Source organism: Wansuia hejianensis (assembly GCF_014337215.1).
Lineage (GTDB): Bacteria > Bacillota > Clostridia > Lachnospirales > Lachnospiraceae > Scatomonas > Scatomonas hejianensis.
The window spans coordinates 67,226-85,304 of the sequence record NZ_CP060635.1 but is presented as its reverse complement, the minus strand read 5'-3'; the positions used below and the strand labels follow the sequence as shown (position 1 = coordinate 85,304).

Here is an 18,079-nt window from a genome sequence, read left to right as displayed (position 1 = left end):
TATATTTGTCTACTTCCCATCAGTTAATCTTTTTTCTCTGGGCCACATTGCTGATTGCAACTGCCAGAATGATGATCGCGCCTTTTACGATCGTCTGCTGGGCGGTACTCAGCCCTGCCAGGATCAGCGCGTTATTGATCATCCCCATCAGGACAGAGCCAAAGAGCGCTCCGATCACCGACCCGGTACCGCCGGACATGGAGGTCCCGCCCAGAACCACGGCAGCGATCACTGACATCTCGTCCCCGTCGCCGTAAGAATACCTTCCGGCCTGCAGCCGCGCCGCATACATAATTCCTGCAAAGGCTCCGGACATGGTAAACGCAATCACCTTAACCTTTACCGTATTGATGCCGCTGTATTTTGCCGACATCTCGTTGCCGCCCGTAGCAAGAGTATGCCGTCCGAAGGGAGTTTTGTTAAAAATCAATATGCCGATGATGTAAAAGATAACTGTCCAGATAATCAGGATCGGAACCGGGCCTACATTCCCTATACCAAACACTGTATTAAAGGCCTTATTGTCAATCGGCACAGCCGCAGTATCAGTGATCCACATAGCGCTGCCGCGGACAATCTGCATCATTCCCATAGTAGCCAGGAACGCCGGCAGGCCCAGTTTTGTGACCAGAAGACCATTTACACAGCCGACAGCCGCTCCGAATCCCAGGCCTGCGATGAGCGCCAGCGGAATACTGTTGGTGGAGCGCAGGATCAGTGAGACCAGCATCGCCGTCATCGCGGCTACGGCTCCTACCGTCAGATCAATCTGCCCGGCCGCCATCACAAACACTCCTGCCACAGCCATGACAGAAATCATCGAAGTCTGGCGAAGGATATTCATCAGATTGCTGGCTCCCAGAAAGCCTTTGCCGCCCAGGAAGATGGCAAACAGGATAAATACCACGACAAAAATGATATAGACCATGTATTTATCCCATTGAATCGCTCTTGTTTTATTTTTTCTGGATTGCATATTGTAATTCCTCCTCTGTATGCAAATCTTTCCGGTTGATCTGTCCGGTTATTTTACCGTCGTACAGAGTGATGATCCTGTCGCAGACCGCCATCAGCTCCGTCAGCTCTGAAGATACAAAAATTACGCCCTTTCCTTCATCCGCAAATTTTCTCATCAGGTCAATGATCTCGGATTTCGCCCCGATATCCACACCCGCCGTAGGCTCGTCCAGCATCATGACTTCTGGGTTCATATTGAGCCACTTCGCAATGACCACCTTTTGCTGGTTCCCTCCGGACAGCAGATTAATCCGCTTATGGATGTGATCTGTGACGATATTCAGCGCCTTCACATTTTCCTCCACCAGGGCGTCTGCCTTCCTCTCATCCACAAAAACCTTGTTCTTCGTCAACTGGGTAATTTTAGGCAAAACCGCGTTTTCTTTTACAGAGTGTATCAATACCAATCCCTGTTTTCTTCTGTCCTCCGGAATCAGGGCGAAGCCCGCCTTCACAGCCTCTCCCGGATTTTTAACATTCACGGGCCGTTCATGGAGCGTCACCGTCCCGCCCAACTTTTTCCGGATTCCGAAAAGAGTTTCCAGAAGCTCCGTCCTTCCGCTTCCCATCAGTCCGGCAAGCCCTAAAATCTCACCCCTTTTCAGGGAAAAGGAGATGTCGCTGATTTTCTCATTCACCTTCAGGTGTTCCACCCTCAGCAGGTCTTCCCCGTCCGCATCGTACTCCCTCTCCACCCAGTCAAACTTCTTGCCAGAGCCTCCGCCGATCATATGAAGGATGATGTCGTCCAGCGTCATCCCCGCTGTGGGGCCGCTGTGCACAACGCCGCCGTCTCTCAGGATCGTGATCGAATCCGCCACCTGCAGGATTTCGCTCATCCTGTGGCTGATATAGACCATGGAAACACCCTTAGCCTTCAGATCCGAAATCATCTTAAACAGCTGCCTCGTCTCAGAATCTGACAAAGATGCGGTGGGTTCATCGAACACCAGGATTCGGGCCTCCTTGGCCATTGCCTTGGCAATTTCCACCATCTGGCTCAGGCCGACGCTGAGAGAGTTCACCTGGGCCTGGGGGTCCACATCGATTCCCAGTTCCTTCAAAACCTCATGGGCTTTCTGATTCATATATCCGGTATCCCGCAGCCCTCTCTTAGTCACCTCCTGTCCCAAAAAAATATTTTCCGCGACAGTCATGGTCTGAACCAGTGAAAGCTCCTGAAATATCATGGCTATTCCGTTATTTTTTGCATCATGGGTATCGTGGATGGCAGTTTCCCGGCCGTCCACAAAGATTGTGCCCGCATCCTTGGAATACACGCCTGTCATAATCTTCATCAGCGTGGACTTACCCGCTCCGTTGCCGCCGACCAGCGCATGCACCTCCCCCTTTTTCAGGGAAAAGTCCACGCCCTTCAGCACAGGCACCCCAAAGGATTTTTCAATCCCTTTCATTTCTAATACATATTGATCCATCTTACCACCTGCATTCTAAGCCGTTATCAGTTTCTTTGTGACAGTGAAGCCGGGAGGCTGAACTGTTACATTTCTTTTCAGCGAGAGGGCGTCCCCGGGGGGCACCCTCTGCTTTCCGTCCTGAATATGTATGTGCGTATCCTGTTACGTTATTTCTTCCCTTCCTCTGCCGCGGTTACCAGCCAGTCCGGAGGATCGATATGGTAAACGTCGGTGTATGCTTCCAGAACATTTACCTGATCCACGCGTTTAGCCGGAACAGCCACGTAATCCGGGGCATCCTTGCCCAGCAGGGAATACGCTGCAAGCGTCGCTTCCGCAACACCCTGGTCATAAGGAAGCTGCGCGCCAAGGCCCACAATATTTCCGAGAGCGATTTCCTTCGCCACATTGTTGCCCAGGTCGATGGTGCTCAGATAGATATCGTCGCGTCCGGCAGCTCTCAGTGCAGACATGGCACCCTCGCAGGGGATATCCCAGTGGCAGAAGATCGCTTCCACTTCCGGATGCTGAGTGATCATGGCATCCGCAACCACATCGCAGGCGCCTTCATCGGTAAATCCCATCTTGGACACTACCTCAATGTCCGGATATTCTTCAGCGATTGTCTTTTCAAAAGCTTCCAGCCTCTGGTTGGTTACAAAGAAATCCACGTCATAAAAGATAATCCCGATTTTGCCTTTGCCGCCCAGCTTCTCGCCCAGCAGCTGCGCCGCGATCACGCCATTCCCATAGTTATCGGCGGATACACAGCTCACATAATTCTCGCCCGCTTTAAAACCGGCCGGTACATTGTCCATGAATACGATCTTCGTGCCCGCATCAGCCACGCGCTGGTAAGCGTCTGCCGTGGATGTGGCGTCCGTCGGAATGCTGACCAGAACGTCCGGCTTCTTCGCCATGATCGTTTCCAGATCTGCCACCTGCTGCTCCGGCGCAAAATCCGCATCTGTTACCGCAACTACTTCAATCCCCAGTTTTTTAAATGTATCTTCGAGGCCCTGCCGCTGTGCGGTTGACCAGTCATTGCCGCCGTAGTGGAAAGAGATGGCTGCCGTATAGCCGCCGGCTTTAATCTCCTCGATCTCTTCGTCTGTCAGTGAGAGTTCTGTCGCCGGTGTAGCCGTCTCCCCGTTGGGTCCGGTAGAGAGGATTTCCCCTGTACCCGCTTTCGCTCCTGAATCGCTCCCAGCCGAAGATGAACTGCCGGACGCGGAAGATGTGCCGGACGCCGATGAAGCGCTGCTGGATGCGGAAGCCGCAGACTGACTGCTGCTCTTGCTCTCAGAAGCCGCGCTGCCTGCCGTGCTGGAGGAAGCTGCTTCCCCGCAGGCTCCCAGCCCTAATGCCATAACCGCCGCCATTGCCATTGCCAATACTTTTCTTTTCATATTGTTCCCCTTTCTTATATAGAACTAAATCAGTTTCCCTTTCAGATATTCATAGGAAATTCCTGCGGCTTCTTCCGGATCGCCGGAATATCCGTCGCATTCAACCAGCCAGTCTCCGCTGTATCCTTTTTCCTTAAGAAAATTGATAACACCCTCCAGATCCAGCGTTCCCCTGCCCAGCGGGACAAATTCCCCCTCAGCGCTCAGGTCCTTCAGATGTACGTATTGGATTCTGTCATAATATTTCCTGATGATCTCCAGCGGATCTCCCCCGCCGGCGGCCAGGTGCGCCGTATCCGGGCAGAAGCTGATGTCTGTCAGCGCAAACAGACGGTCTATCTGTTCCGGATTCTCTGCCAGAGAGCCCAGATGAGGATGGAAATTCGCAATCAGCCCATGGCTTCTCACAATCTTCGCCGCTTCGTTCATGCCCGCGGCCAGAAGCTCATAGTCGCCTTCCTGAATTCCCTTACCCCGGATCGCCCCACCGCAGAACGCAATGTGCTTAGCGCCCAGCTTCTTCGCCAGAGCACTGATCCTGTTCACCTTATACAGCTCATCCTCCAGCGCATCCTGATAAATGAAATGGCATCCCACGCAGATTCCCAGAATGGAAACTCCATATTTGCCGCAGATATCCAACAGCTCCTGCGGGTTATTCTCATAATTCGTGATGTTGCCTTCAAAAATCTCAATGCAGCTGTATCCTTTGGATGCAATCGCTCTGACCGCGTCTTCATCGCTGCCCATCGTCAGATATCCCACATCTTTCATGCAGGTGACGCCTCCGCCTGTCCCGACAAGCGGGCCAAAAGCGTTGGTCATGTATCCGAGCTTAACCATTTTCCCGTTCTCCTTTCCCTATTTCCATATGTTCGTTTTTATTTGCGCAAATTTGTTTGTTATTTTATGATACATGATCTTTTGTGCATTGTCAATACGTTTTTCAATAATACTTTTTGGTATTTCGTGCAGTTGTGGTCATTATTCACAAAAAATCCCTTGCATTTATGTGCTGTTTTACCTGATTCTTATTTGAGATTTTAATTTTATTATTTTCTATTGACATTTCCTCCACTTATGATTCATAATATCCTTAAGAAAAATTTGCGCAAATAATTTGATTCCAACTGATTTGCCGCAATCTCACGAAAGGAGTTCCTACAATGAAACTTGGTTTTATCACATCCATACTGGAAAATCTGTCTCTGGAACAGGTTGTCGAAACCGCCGCCTCCATCGGCTACGAATGCATCGAGGCCGCATGCTGGCCCCATGAAAAAGCCTCCCGCAGATACGCCGGAGTCACTCATATTGATATTGAATCCCTGGACGGCAACAGGATACAGTCCATTCGAGACCTCTGCTCCAGACACGGGGTAGAAATCTCTGCACTGGCCTATTATCCCAATACCCTAACAGATGATCTGGAAAAGCGGGAACAGGCCGTAACCCATCTGCAGAAAATGATTCAGGCGGCGCCCCGGCTCGGCGTCGGGACTGTCACTACCTTCATCGGCAGAATCCAGACAAAAACCGTAGAAGAAAATCTGGCAGTTTTCCAGGAAGTCTGGACGCCGCTGATCCGTATGGCCGAGGAATGCGGGGTAAAAATCGCCATAGAAAACTGCCCTATGCTCTTCGGACCTGACCAGTGGCCCGGCGGCCAGAACCTCATGACCACGCCGGCCATCTGGCGCAGAGCTTTTGAACTGATTCCGAGCAGCTGCTTCGGCCTTAACTACGACCCATCCCATTTTATATGGCAGGGAATTGATTACATACGGCCGCTGTATGAGTTCAGAGATAAAATTTTCCATGTGCATTACAAGGATATCAAAGTTTATCACGACAAACTGGCAGACGTGGGAACTATGGCTTATCCGCTGGAATATATGTCGCCCAAGCTGCCGGGGCTGGGAGATGTGGACTGGGGCAAATACGTGTCCGCCCTGACCGACATAGGCTACGATGGCTATACCTGCATTGAAATAGAAGACAAAGCCTTCGAGGGCACTGACCAGAAAATCCTGGATTCCCTCAGGCTGAGCTACCGCTACATGCGCCAGTTCGTGATTTGACGCCGTCCCGCAACGCACAAACTACAGCCGCTAATTGGCCAGCAAGTGGCCCCCTGCTTTCTGACGCTGCCGCAACGCACAAGCTGCAGCCGCGTTCCGCAGCAAACAGCATCAGTGAACAACAGGCGAGAATATTCAGAGGAGGATATTACAATGGACAAAATAAATATAGGACTGATCGGCGCCGGCTTCATGGCCAAGGCACATTCCATCGCGTATGCAGGAATGCCAATGTTTTTCTGGCCCGCGCCCGCAATACCCGTTAAGAAAAAAATTGTAGATGTGAACGAACAGGCAGCCCGAGAAGGCGCCCTGAAATTTGGCTTTGAATCTTATTCCACAGACTGGCAGGATATCATCAATGATCCCTCAATCCAGGTTGTTGATATCTGCACCCCCAACAACGTACACGCCGAAATCGCCATCGCCGCGGCAAAGGCCCATAAGCACATCCTCTGCGAAAAGCCTCTGGCCATGACCGCCGCCGAAGCAAAGGCCATGTACCTGGCCGCAAAAGAAAATAGCATTCACACGATGGTTGCCTTCAACTATCGCCGGACCCCCGCCGTCCAGCTGGCGAAGAAATACATCGATGAGGGTGCGATCGGTAAAATCCTGGACTTCCGGGGAACTTACCTGCAGGATTGGTCTGCAGATCCCGATTCCCCCCTGTCCTGGAGATTCCAAAAGGACATCTGCGGCAGCGGGGCTCTCGGAGACATTGGAACTCATGTCGTAGATATGCTGCGCTTCCTGGTGGGAGAGTTCGACGCCGTCCACGCCCGCACCGCCACCTATATCCAGAACAGGCCCGTCCAGACAGGATTAGCCGACAGCCTGGGCAACTCAAGGGGCGGCGCTGAGGCGCCCCGCCGGGCGGTCGATGTGGACGACCAATGCTGCTTTATGGTCGAATGCAAAAACGGAGCCTTCGGCACAATTGAAGCCACCAGAAACGCCTGGGGACGCAACAACTATATCACCTTTGAAATCCACGGCACTGAGGGTTCCCTGTACTTTAATTACGAGCGCCGGGACGAGCTTCAGGTGTGTTTCTCCGGGGACGGAGACGACCGCCGCGGATTCCGCACTGTGTATACCGGCCCCGCCCATCCCTACGGCGAAGGCCTGTGGCCCATTCCAGCCCTGGGCATCGGCTATACAGAGACGAAAATCATTGAATCCTACGACTTCTTCAAGTCTATCGCAGAGAATACAGAGTCCTCCCCCAGCTTCCGGGACGGCTACGCTGTCGAGCTGATCTCAGAAGCAATTCTGAAATCCGCAAAGACACGCGATTGGGTAAAAGTAGGAGAAATTCAAGAGGACTGAGCTCAATGAGTGCCAAACTATTCCTTATCAGTCTTCTTAATATTTTCTAAGGGACTGTCCTGAAATCGTAATTCAGCGATAGCCTACCTGCAAGCATTCTGAATAAGCCCGCCTTTTGGCGGGCTTATTCGCATACATTACAGCGGTTATTACTACGCAAAAAAACATTCAGAAAAATAAATACAGCCTCATGCCACGATGTTACCGTGACATGAGACTGCATCTTCCTGTCTGCTTCATCATTTACTGCTGATCCGCTGCTGTCTTTTTCTTTCTGAAGCAAACTACAGCCGCTCCGCCAAGAGCAACCGCTGCTGCGAAGAACCAAGCGCTGTATGAACCAACACCTGTCTTCGGAGATGTTCCGTTAGAAACATCTGCAGCTTTTGTGGAATCCACGTTGGCGATTACCGCTACCGGCGACAGATCTTCGAATTCAGCAGTAATCTGCTTATTCTCTGTATCTATCTTTGTAGGGATAATGATCTCCCATACGCTTCTTTCAGTGCTGTAATGCAGGATCTTAACATCCGATACTGCATCAGATAATGCGGGAACCGACAGGGTCACTACGTACTTTCCGTCAGCCGACTTCTCAGCCGCATCCAGAGCGCTCAGCTCAACAAATTTGCCAAGAGCAGATTTTCCTTCCAGTTGGGCCGCAAGCTCAGGAGCAAGCTCCTTGATGCTTTCGATGGTTTTGGTCCCTGCATTAACTGCCAGGATCGCATCAACCACCTCGGGAGCCTTTTCAGCCAGTGCGGAATAGCTCTCTTTCGTGATCTCTTCCAGCTTAAACTGACCCTCCATGCTTCCGGGCAATGCGATTTCGCCGACTTTGCTGGCAGCAAAAGCCGTCACAGCCGTAGCCGCGCTAAGTACGAACGCCATAATGGTTCCTAAAAGCTTCTTCTTCATTCTCTCACCTCCTTTCATATCCTACTCATCTATAGATATCAGCACAGCTTGTACCAGATATCTCGTCTCTGAATCGGCTGCATTACAGGTCGAAAGTGTGACAATCCTGTCATCCGCAGCCACCTCCATGTCTGTATCAATGGAGGCACTCATATCCCGCGTGGAAAAAATGCGGTCCAAATATTTCTGGTAAATTTCTTTATCGTCAAAGTTTATACTTTCCATCAGATGCCGGTCATCATAGACATAGGCGGCAAATATCTGATAGTGCAGTATCTTATCCGGCAGGTAAATGATTACCTCCCTGTTCTGGTCAAAAAAACTTCTATCTTTATATTTCAGAAGGTTCTGAAACATTGTTCCGTTTTTCATATCGTGGCCATAAATAACCGTATTAACATCTTCAAAAGTCTTCGTATTGTAATCCTCGGTAAATATAGCGCCCTCCGCTGCCTGTGTACCTTCAGCCGTATGATCCAGATAATAGGAGTTATCTCCCTCCCGCTGTAAAACAGGATAATCAATCGCTGTTCCCGGGATTCTGATCCAGGCATAGGCATCCGGATTGATCTGCTGCAGCGCCGCAAAGTCTATGGGGATTACCACGGGCGCCTTCTCAGCCTCCGGAGTTGTCACAACAGGCGTTGACGCAGCCTGCGCCGTCGCCTTCGGCGTCTCTTCTGGAGAGGAAGAAGTTAAAACCTCTTCCTTCAAACCGTCATATTCCCTGCCGGCTGAAACCTCCTGAACCTTCATATAGATGCCGGCACCCAGACATACGACAGCCGCCAGACACAGCCCTGCCGCCACATATTTTTTCTTCATTGTCTCATCCTCATTCCTCTGTGGTATAAAAGGTGTCCAGTATCAGTTCATACAGGGCAGTATCATCTACCCGGTACTCATCGTATGAACCGCTCTCTCCTCCATCCCCCGGAATCGTCTCAATCGAGGAAGCCACGTCTCCGGAAGCTCCCCCCATGATATCCACAAACAGATCGTTCCCCATATTTGTCACCATATAAGGCTGCAGATCTGTAAACAGCTGACTGGCGAAACCCGCATCCTGCCCAAACAATTCCCTGGCCCTGGTCAGATATGCGGTCAGGTATGCCACCTGACGCCCCTGCCTGTTTATCGCGCTCTGGCTCGCATGCACGTCCCGGTAACGCAGAAAGGTTTCCGTATTATCAGCATTCAGGATTACCTGGCTTCCTGCCTGGAATTCTGAGCTCACAGCTTCCAGGCTTTCATCCGGCACAGTGACTGTAAGCTCTCCGACTGCGTTTGCCAACGTCGGGATACACTCCAGGTTTACCGAACAGTAGCCCTGGATCGGCAGCCCGTAGAAGAGATTGGAAACTGCCTCCTTCGTCAGCTTACAGCTCTTATGGCCGCCGTCGCCAAAGGCATAAGACAGGCTGATATGGTCCCTGGACTTTCCAAGGCTTTCCCCGCTCAAGTCAAACGTCTCTATATCTGTCATCGTATCTCTGGGAATCGCAAGAATAGAGACTCCTCCATCCTTCCTGTTCCAGCTCAGTAAGAACAGCGTATCTGCCTGTCCGGCGTCAGCGTGTCCTACCGCAGTATCTTTTTTTCCGCTGGTATCTACTCCAATAAAAAGGAAATTGCTCAAATGGCTGTTATAGGTATACTTCTTCCCGTTATAGCTGACCTCGCCAGATTTAATCCCTTCTTCAGAAGCACTGTCTTCATCCGAAGGTTCCTCTGACCCGGTCACGGCATCCTGGGAACCCGTTCCCTCTGTCCCGCTGTTTTTCCGCAGCCATCCGGAAACAAATACAGCCGCGACTATTATCACTAACACAGCAATAATCAATACACATAGGATCGCCTTTGTGTTTTTTCTCTGTTTTTTTCTGTCCATTCACTCCACTTCCTATGCTTTCGTCAGATACCCCAGATCTATCAGCTTCTGATAAATAGCGGAGGCCAGCTCACTCTGTCCTTCCACCGAAAGGACTGGAGATCCGCAGACGGACACTGCGCTGATATAATGTTCACCCCAGGCCGCACTGAGCGCCGCATCATAGGCAGCCGTATCCACACTCCCATCTGCCGGGCTCAAGCCCACAATCACAAATTGGTCTTTATATGTGCCAAACGTATCCAAAACCTTCTGCTGCTGCTCAATCAGCTCCTGGGGATCATAATTCCACCCTCCATAATATCCCATGAAGAGCACCGGAAGATACTCCAGCTCTGTACGAGCCATTTCTTCTTCCGTCAGATCCCGGATAGAAACTTCTGTTACCGGGGCCGAACCGCCGGCCGCCTCCTGATGAGCTGCAACGTAAGCATCCAGATCAGCCTGGGACACGCCGGCCATCTTCATGACCGACAATGTATCCGCCGCTTCCAGCGTCTTGCTGGCTACCGGAATAGAAAACCCATTCTCATTCAGCACCTGCTGCAGGGCGGCCGTGTATGAATAGCCCGCATCGTCACCGCTGTAGAATGTATCGCCCCAGCAGGCAACGCCTGCCGCCTGGGCCCGTGGCTCCGCCGTTACTGCCGGCTGGGCGGACGTCTCAATCGTCTCTGGTTCAGCGGAATTGGACTGCGTCTGCTGATCTGTCCCGCCAGTATTCTCATCCGTCGTCTGCCCCTGGTCAGATGGGGTATTTTCTTTCATATCAATCATTTCCTGCTGCAGCTTCTGGCTCTTCTCGCTCTCACTCCGGGCATCCCACAGCAGAAAAAATCCAAGAGCGGCCAACAGTACAATGCACACCAGCAGCTGCAGGAAAAACTTCCCAATACTCGTATTCCTTTTCATGCCTTTCCTCCTGCCCTACTGCTTTCACCGTAATAATAATCGTCATATTTCCCATAATATTTTTCTTTTTTATAGTCCACTTTATTCAGAACTGCGCCGAGAATCCGGCAGCCCGTCTTTTCCAGCTGCGTCAGCGCTCTTTTGGCGAATTTGTGGCTGGTCGTTTCGCTCTCCACCACGAACACGGCGCCATCACACTGCTTCGCTATAATTGCAGCATCGATCACACTTCCAATAGGCGGAGAATCCACCAGGACATAATCATACCTCTGCTTTAACGCCTCCAGGAGTTCTGTGAACAGGCTGTCTTCCAAAAGTTCAGACGGATTGGGGGAAACAGTCCCCGAAAATATAATATCCATATTTTCAAAATTCGTATGATAGCAGATCCGCTCCATTGGCACCTGTCCGCACAGATAATGCGACAGCCCCAGAATATCCTGTTTAATCTTCTGTTTCCCCACATAGGGCGGTTTTCTGATATCGGCGTCTACGAGCACCACGCTCTTTCCGATTTTTGCAAACTCTTTGGCCAGTTGAAAACTCAGCTCACTTTTCCCTTCGTGAGGACACGTACTGGTAAACAGGATGCTCTTTATCTTTCTGCCCGCCAGCTGAATGTTTGTCCGGAGTGTTTTCATGGCCTCTTCATAATAATAATTCAGTTTTTTAGAATCTGTGATGGTTACCTTTTGTTCTGCCATTCTGTCCTCTTTTCCGATAGATATATCCGCTTACTTTTTCTTTTTAAACTTTTTCATCGACGAGCCCTCATTCCGGTCAGGTACACTGGCCAGTGTAGATAAGCCCAGATACCGCTCAACGTCGTCTTCCGATTTCATCGTATCATTCAGAATCGTCATCACAACGACCGCTGCCACAGCCAGCACAATACCCAGCAGCACGCCAAGGACTGCGTTTTTCTTCATGCTGGGGCTTGTCCTTGAAGTCGGCAGCTCTCCCTCCGCAATGATCTTAGGCGGCACTACCTCCATCATCTCACTGATGAAATCAGAGGACACCTCTGCCAGCTTATTCACAATCTGCTGTGCCAGGTGCGGGTCCTCATGGGCCACTGAAATTTCCAGAATACGGGTATCCGATGGATTGGAAATAGTGATCATATCTTTCAGATCCTTATACTCCATATCCAGGCCAAGGTCTGTCACGGTCTCTTCCAGGACCGGCGGGCTCAATATCAGCTCGCGGTAATCCTTCGTCAACTGCGACCCCATCTGCAGATCGGCCAGCGACGACAGGGTGGTTTCCTTTGTCAGCACCAGCATGCGGGATGTCGAGGTGTAGGATGGGTCTACGAAAAATTTCGTATAGGCACAGAAAATGCAGCCAACGAGAAGCCCCGCCGCCAGAATCAGGAGTATTCTGTGCCGTATGGCGTACCAAAGTTCCTTTAAATCAATTTCTAATTCTTCTTCGTTATGAGTATTCATCTTATATGTCTTTTTCTCCTTTTTCTGCATTTTATGTTTGTTTTTACATTATCACGTTTCTAGGTCTCTGCCATAACATGCAGGGTATAAATCTATTGGGTTTTAGTATATCATAAAAAGCATTAATTAGCTGCTTTTAATTTTCTGTAAATGAATTCCATCGTTTTGCATCCTAACATGCATCCAAATGCATTATGAATCATATCATCCCATTCAAAAAGCCCCCGCCGTAACACCAGCTGGCAAAGTTCAATGGTTAGTGATATCAAAAAGCCATAAAGAAAACTTCGCTTCCATCCGATACGTTTATGAAATATGACTGGCAATAATACACCGAATGGTACTAGTAAAAGACAGTTTAAAAGATTTTCCTCCAGCATTTTATTACTGCCTTTGAAGAAGACCTCGTTCCAGGACCAGAACAGATGCAATTCATACCGCATCTCAGGCAACGGATTCCTCGTGAAAACAGTTGAAGCAAATACAACTGCCAGAAATACTAAGCACTAAAGTTACTATTTTAAAATCCTCAGGATGCACAATAATGTCCACGTCGCCCATATTTCTTAAGAAGAAATCTGAATAATAATTTGCATTAATAGGTCCTTTAACTATAAAAAACGAAATCTTGTTCTTATCAAATAAATCTTTTACCTCATTAACAAGTATAATTCCATTCAGATATCTATACATACAGTTGAAATAATCAACTTTTAATTGTGAAGCTTTAATCTGTTTATCAACACTCCCACCTACCCCATGTCTTCTTCCTAACTCAAAAAAATCATTGTCAATACTCGTCAACCCATAAACCGATTTTTCTTGATGTATATACTTAGTCAAACTAATAAAAAACATTTTATTAGCTGAATCCGTAACAAATCCATTCTATAAAATCACGTACAGCTCCATCTCCGCCATCATAGTCAGATATATAATCAACCAAATCCAAAACCTGTTTAACAGCATTCTTAGGACAACCAATAAGTCCTCCCGCACTCTTTATTGATCTCATACAGGACAGATCATTAATATCATCTCCAATGTATGCAACACAAGATAAATCAGAAGAAATATTATTCAACTTTTCTAATTTATTGTTTATTCCCTGGTAAATGTCTGTTATGCCAATCTCACGGCATCTATTTATCACTATATCTGATTGTCTTCCAGTAATAATAATTGGAATGATACCCGCTGGCAATAAGATGTCATGAATACCACATCCATCTTTTATATTGAATGCTTTCATCATCTCACCACTATTTCCCATATATATTTTTCCGTCTGTCAGAGTACCATCCACATCCATTACCAGATATTTCGTTTTCTTTTTATCCAAAGCTATACCTTTTCCTTTACTTAGTTTTTGACAAATTAAGCCTTTCCGCGTAAATACTTGGTGTAAGAATATTGAATTCACACGCCGGAGACATTATATCTATAATTTCTCCAAGCATTTCCGTTATTTCTTTGTTTAACATTGCGAACTCATTTACATGTCTTTCATTTTGAAATGATTCATCCGAGTAATTCTTTTCTGTCTCTTCACTAAATCCATCAAATCCAGCTATTGTTATTTTGTTGGGATTGATCCTCCTAAGTAAATTTAATAACATAATAGTAGAGTTTTCAAAATAATTATATCCCCGGTTTATTAGACTATGATAGTTTACTATTACATCATTCTGATCATCTGATTCTATATTAGATGATATTATTGTATGGCGTGTTACTCGTTTTACTTTTAGCCGAGAATATCGCTTCTGATTTCCAAAAAAAGCAAATGCTATCGGTTCATCAGCTACAAAATTCACACTTATCACGATCGGTTTTTTTTCTTCAATATATCGATCAATTATCTCACGATGTGTATTTAAGGTATTGCCTGGCACCATAACAAATACTTCTTTATCATGAGCTAATTCCCTCAAATAATTAAGTGCTTCATGGTCATCTATCTTGTCTGCAACATACTCAGTATATAAGCGCTGAATATTATCATAATCATATCGTTGCCTCATTACCGGATCAATCATTGAAAGAATTTTTCCGATATCCTTCGTATCAAGTCTGAATTTTTCAGTCAAATATATAACATTATTAGGATGTGATTTGTAAATTCCAGCCATCATAGCCGCAGTTGAATAACCCCATTTATGTTCGAGACTATATTTATAAATATAGTCATCAAGCATATCTAGAATCTCTTCAAATTCATAATCATAGTGTTTTTTTCTAACAAGATAATCAACAATTAATTCTAGATTTAAGTTACCTGCCACCTTACCCATTCCACCAAGTGTACCATCAATAATAATCTTTCTATTACTTGTTCCACTTAGTTTTATTACTTCCTGCGCAAAAGCAAAAGATAATTGATAATTATTATGAGAATGAAAATTAATACAAATATCCGGAAGCATATTATGATCAATAAGACTGTATAATCTATCTACATCATCCATATACATTGCACCATAAGTATCAACAATACCGAAACTATACGGATGCACATTATTAACCATGTCAACGATTTCCAGAAGTTCACGATCTGTATAATTCAAAGAATTAACTCCTTGAATAAACAATTTGTATCCCCTGTCCCTGATAATATTAATCCAGCGAACAACCTCTTCTTTAGATTCATCATAATTATTTTTTGTAAAGCCAAAACGAATTGCATCAATTGAAGTACCATCGAAAGGCTTGAGATTATCTATGTCACACATCCCAAAATCTATGAACGCGGCATATATAGTATTTTTATTCTCTTTATTAATAAATGGTCTTATTTGTTCAACATCAGTGAAAAAAGTACTATTTCCCTTATATTGAACCTTTCTTCCATCGCGTAAAAAGCCTATTTCAATTATATCAATTTTAGCCTCTGCTAAGCGATTAGAAATCTCTAATATTTCTTGATTGTCAAATGCACAATCAATTATTCGACCGCCATCTCTCAATGTGCAGTCAAGAACACGAACGTTTTTCACTGTATCCACCCCTTATTCTTTTGTTGCTAAATATGCAGCAACTGCTTTTGCGAATTCGAAATCTTCGGCTGTATCAACATCAACAGCCTCAAACTGATCAATTTCATATATATATGGATTGTTTCCTATACGTTGACCAAGTTCAGTAAAGACTTCTTTCCTAAAAATAAAGAACGCTCCTGTTTCCTTATAAATTGGATCAAGATCCTGGGTTCTTACAATATTCTTCATATCATAATTAAAGGGTTTTCCATTCATCCATATGTAATCCTGTAAAACAACAGCAGAAAAAGCAGAATCATATTCTCCTGAAATGACTTTTTCCAGTGCTTTTTCAATAGATGAGCCTTTTGTAAACGGCTGTGTAACATGTGTTAGGACGTAAATTTCTGCGTCAACATCTTTTACAAATCGATCAATTATTTCGAGGCCTTTCACTTGAAATCCATCCAGGTAAGTGTCCCTTTTTAAGAATTTCAATCCTCGTTCTTCATATGGACCAATATATGTCTTTATTGCTTCATCACTGCAATAAACATATTTTTCATCAATAGTATCCACATTACTAATAGTCTCAAAAATATAGTCACACATCGGTCTTCCATTTAATAACATAGTATTTTTTCCAGGAAGTCTTTGATTATTTAATTTAATTGGGATAAAAGATACCACTTTCATAGCATTTACCTCGTTTCATAAAAATGTATGATAAACTTTCTAATGTCATCTATATCATGATCCCAGTATTTATATTCTTCCAATTGTTTTATTCTATCATCTTCAAATCTTTTTTTGATTGGATGTGCTGGTACGCCACCTACAATTGTATATGAATCCACATTCTTTGTAACTACTGCTCCTGCAGCAATAATTGATCCATCTCCTACGGTTACACCTTGAAGAATTACAGAATTGCTTCCAATCCAAACATCATTTCCAATGACAACAGGTTCTTTAATATCATCATCAGGCCATAGACACAGATCTTTAATTAGTTTATCTCTATACAATTTGGGTGATGTTGATATGAAATCTATCGGATGCTCTGGTGGACCTATTTGAGCGTTATATCCAATACTACAATATTTTCCAATTTGAGTTTTACCAAACAGAATACACCCATTGGAACAATATGAATAATCATCTATAAATACATTCTCTCTAACATCAACATTTACACCTAAGTACACTCTTTTCCCTAGTTTAACAGTAGGATGAACGCTTGTTGTATAGATAACATTATCATTTTTATAAAGAGATTCGATTTTTGCCTTTCTCCAATATTCCTTTATAAATGTCGGCACAAAATCTCTAAAATTCATCAAAAAACCTCCTTATAAACGCCAAAATCTTAATCCGGATTTTTTCAATTCATCTATTTTATAAATACCTTTAACATCTAATAAAACTTTTTCATTATCGGCTTTATCTTTATACATGGATTTAATATCATCTAAACTCATTTCAACAAATTCTTTGTGCGCAACAGCAACAATTACGCAATCCGCATCCTTTGCTTCAGTCATAGGGGATAACTTTACACTATATTCATGCATTGCGTCACACTGATTAGCCCATGGATCTATAACTGTTGGAGTAAGTCCGTATGTGTTAAGTCTTTTAATAATATCATCAACTTTGCTATTTCTGGTATCCGAACAATTTTCTTTAAAAGTAAGTCCTAGAATTACAACCTTGGATTTTTTCGGTGCTTGACCCGCTTCAATCATCTGTTTTATTGCTGCATCAGCTACATAGGCTCCCATATTATCATTGACGATTCGCCCATTTAGAATAATCTGACTGTGATATCCAAGTTTTTCAGCTTCATAAGTGAAATAATATGGATCAACACCAATACAATGACCGCCTACCAAACCGGGTCTGAAACCTAAGGCATTCCATTTTGTATTCATTCCATCTACCACTTCATTCGTATCAATGCCCATACGATCAAACACCATTGCTAATTCGTTCATAAATGCAATATTGATATCTCTCTGGCTATTCTCAACAACTTTAACAGCTTCCGCTGTTTTAATATTACTAACTGGATGAGTTCCAACTTCAATAACTAAATCGTATACATTTTTGATAATTTCTAAAGATTCTTCGTCCATACCAGAAACAATTTTATGAATATTTTCTAGCCTATGTATTTTATCACCAGGGTTAATTCTTTCTGGAGAATACCCCACCTTAAAATCACTTCCACATTTTAACCCTGAAACTCTTTCCAAAATAGGAATACAAACATCTTCCGTACATCCTGGATATACTGTTGATTCATAGACTACAATCGAACCTTTTGAAAGATTACGCCCTACAATTTCTGAGGCTCCTAAAACCGGCGTTAAGTCAGGCGTATGGTCAGTATTTACAGGTGTAGGCACAGCCACAATAATAAATCTCGTTTCCTTTAATTTTTTTTCATCTGCAGTGAATTCTACAGTTGTATTTTTAATGCCTTCTGAACCAATCTCATGTGTTGGATCAAATCCATTTTTATACAATTCAATTTTTTCTGCATTCAGATCATAGCCAATAACTTGAACCTTCTTTGCAAAAGCAATAGCAATTGGCATTCCTACATAACCAAGTCCAACTAATGCTATTTTTTCCTTTCCATTTAAAATATCATGATACAATGACAT

The 18,079-nt window shown here is 45.3% G+C and carries 19 protein-coding genes; 2 read left to right on the top strand and 17 right to left on the bottom strand.

The window, feature by feature from the left end:
- Positions 1–19: 19 nt before the first annotated feature.
- The 4 genes from H9Q79_RS00400 to H9Q79_RS00385 form a co-directional block, all read right to left on the bottom strand.
- Positions 20–976, bottom strand: a complete 957-nt coding sequence (locus H9Q79_RS00400) for an ABC transporter permease (RefSeq protein ID WP_249328956.1) — start codon at positions 974–976, stop codon at positions 20–22.
- Positions 957–2,453, bottom strand: coding sequence for a sugar ABC transporter ATP-binding protein (locus H9Q79_RS00395; RefSeq protein ID WP_249328955.1), 1,497 nt, complete (start codon positions 2,451–2,453; stop codon positions 957–959). The genes H9Q79_RS00400 and H9Q79_RS00395 overlap by 20 nt, the downstream gene beginning before the upstream one ends.
- A 149-nt stretch (positions 2,454–2,602) precedes the next feature.
- Complete coding sequence (locus H9Q79_RS00390; protein WP_249328954.1) at positions 2,603–3,844, bottom strand: substrate-binding domain-containing protein; 1,242 nt, start codon at positions 3,842–3,844, stop codon at positions 2,603–2,605.
- Between the two features lie 24 nt (positions 3,845–3,868).
- Positions 3,869–4,687: a sugar phosphate isomerase/epimerase family protein gene (locus H9Q79_RS00385; RefSeq protein WP_249328953.1), complete on the bottom strand. Its 819-nt coding sequence runs from the start codon at positions 4,685–4,687 to the stop codon at positions 3,869–3,871.
- Positions 4,688–5,010: 323 nt separating this feature from the next.
- Here H9Q79_RS00385 and H9Q79_RS00380 point away from each other — a divergent pair, with 323 nt between their 5' ends.
- Both H9Q79_RS00380 and H9Q79_RS00375 read left to right on the top strand, forming a co-directional pair.
- Positions 5,011–5,925 carry a sugar phosphate isomerase/epimerase family protein gene (locus H9Q79_RS00380; RefSeq protein ID WP_118645384.1) on the top strand — a complete coding sequence of 305 codons (915 nt, stop codon included), beginning with the start codon at positions 5,011–5,013 and terminating at the stop codon, positions 5,923–5,925.
- A 153-nt stretch (positions 5,926–6,078) separates the two neighbouring features.
- Positions 6,079–7,257, top strand: a complete 1,179-nt coding sequence (locus H9Q79_RS00375) for a levoglucosan dehydrogenase (protein WP_249328952.1) — start codon at positions 6,079–6,081, stop codon at positions 7,255–7,257.
- Between the two features lie 243 nt (positions 7,258–7,500).
- Here H9Q79_RS00375 and H9Q79_RS00370 read toward each other — a convergent pair whose 3' ends face one another.
- The 13 genes from H9Q79_RS00370 to H9Q79_RS00315 all read right to left on the bottom strand — a co-directional run bounded on the left by H9Q79_RS00370 (position 7,501) and on the right by H9Q79_RS00315 (position 18,079).
- Positions 7,501–8,175 carry an LPXTG cell wall anchor domain-containing protein gene (locus H9Q79_RS00370; RefSeq protein WP_118645378.1) on the bottom strand — a complete coding sequence of 225 codons (675 nt, stop codon included), beginning with the start codon at positions 8,173–8,175 and terminating at the stop codon, positions 7,501–7,503.
- 21 nt (positions 8,176–8,196) lie between these two features.
- Positions 8,197–9,000, bottom strand: coding sequence for a class B sortase (srtB, locus tag H9Q79_RS00365; protein WP_249328951.1), 804 nt, complete (start codon positions 8,998–9,000; stop codon positions 8,197–8,199).
- Between the two features lie 10 nt (positions 9,001–9,010).
- Positions 9,011–10,066, bottom strand: coding sequence for an LCP family protein (locus tag H9Q79_RS00360; RefSeq protein ID WP_249328950.1), 1,056 nt, complete (start codon positions 10,064–10,066; stop codon positions 9,011–9,013).
- Positions 10,067–10,078: 12 nt separating this feature from the next.
- Positions 10,079–10,978 carry a hypothetical protein gene (locus H9Q79_RS00355; protein ID WP_118645366.1) on the bottom strand — a complete coding sequence of 300 codons (900 nt, stop codon included), beginning with the start codon at positions 10,976–10,978 and terminating at the stop codon, positions 10,079–10,081.
- Complete coding sequence (locus H9Q79_RS00350) at positions 10,975–11,682, bottom strand: CpsD/CapB family tyrosine-protein kinase (RefSeq protein WP_118645362.1); 708 nt, start codon at positions 11,680–11,682, stop codon at positions 10,975–10,977. Before H9Q79_RS00350 ends, H9Q79_RS00355 begins: the two co-directional genes overlap by 4 nt.
- 30 nt (positions 11,683–11,712) lie before the next feature.
- The gene (locus H9Q79_RS00345; RefSeq protein ID WP_118645502.1) at positions 11,713–12,429 is read right to left on the bottom strand and encodes a YveK family protein; all 717 of its coding nucleotides are present in this window, start codon (positions 12,427–12,429) and stop codon (positions 11,713–11,715) included.
- A 122-nt stretch (positions 12,430–12,551) separates the two neighbouring features.
- The gene (locus tag H9Q79_RS18450; protein ID WP_334298986.1) at positions 12,552–12,923 is read right to left on the bottom strand and encodes a VanZ family protein; all 372 of its coding nucleotides are present in this window, start codon (positions 12,921–12,923) and stop codon (positions 12,552–12,554) included.
- On the bottom strand, positions 12,874–13,287 hold the full coding sequence (locus H9Q79_RS18610) for a nucleotidyltransferase family protein (protein WP_408646450.1): 414 nt from the start codon (positions 13,285–13,287) through the stop codon (positions 12,874–12,876). The genes H9Q79_RS18450 and H9Q79_RS18610 overlap by 50 nt, the downstream gene beginning before the upstream one ends.
- A 4-nt stretch (positions 13,288–13,291) precedes the next feature.
- Positions 13,292–13,771, bottom strand: a complete 480-nt coding sequence (locus H9Q79_RS00335; RefSeq protein ID WP_249328948.1) for a KdsC family phosphatase — start codon at positions 13,769–13,771, stop codon at positions 13,292–13,294.
- Between the two features lie 16 nt (positions 13,772–13,787).
- Positions 13,788–15,425: an aldolase catalytic domain-containing protein gene (locus tag H9Q79_RS00330; protein ID WP_249328947.1), complete on the bottom strand. Its 1,638-nt coding sequence runs from the start codon at positions 15,423–15,425 to the stop codon at positions 13,788–13,790.
- 12 nt (positions 15,426–15,437) lie between these two features.
- Entirely contained in the window at positions 15,438–16,103 is a 666-nt protein-coding gene (locus H9Q79_RS00325; protein ID WP_249328946.1) for an acylneuraminate cytidylyltransferase family protein, read from the bottom strand.
- Between the two features lie 5 nt (positions 16,104–16,108).
- Positions 16,109–16,747 (bottom strand): CatB-related O-acetyltransferase, encoded by a 639-nt coding sequence (locus H9Q79_RS00320; RefSeq protein WP_249328945.1) that lies wholly within the window; start codon positions 16,745–16,747, stop codon positions 16,109–16,111.
- A gap of 12 nt (positions 16,748–16,759) precedes the next feature.
- Positions 16,760–18,079, bottom strand: coding sequence for a nucleotide sugar dehydrogenase (locus H9Q79_RS00315; RefSeq protein WP_249328944.1), 1,320 nt, complete (start codon positions 18,077–18,079; stop codon positions 16,760–16,762).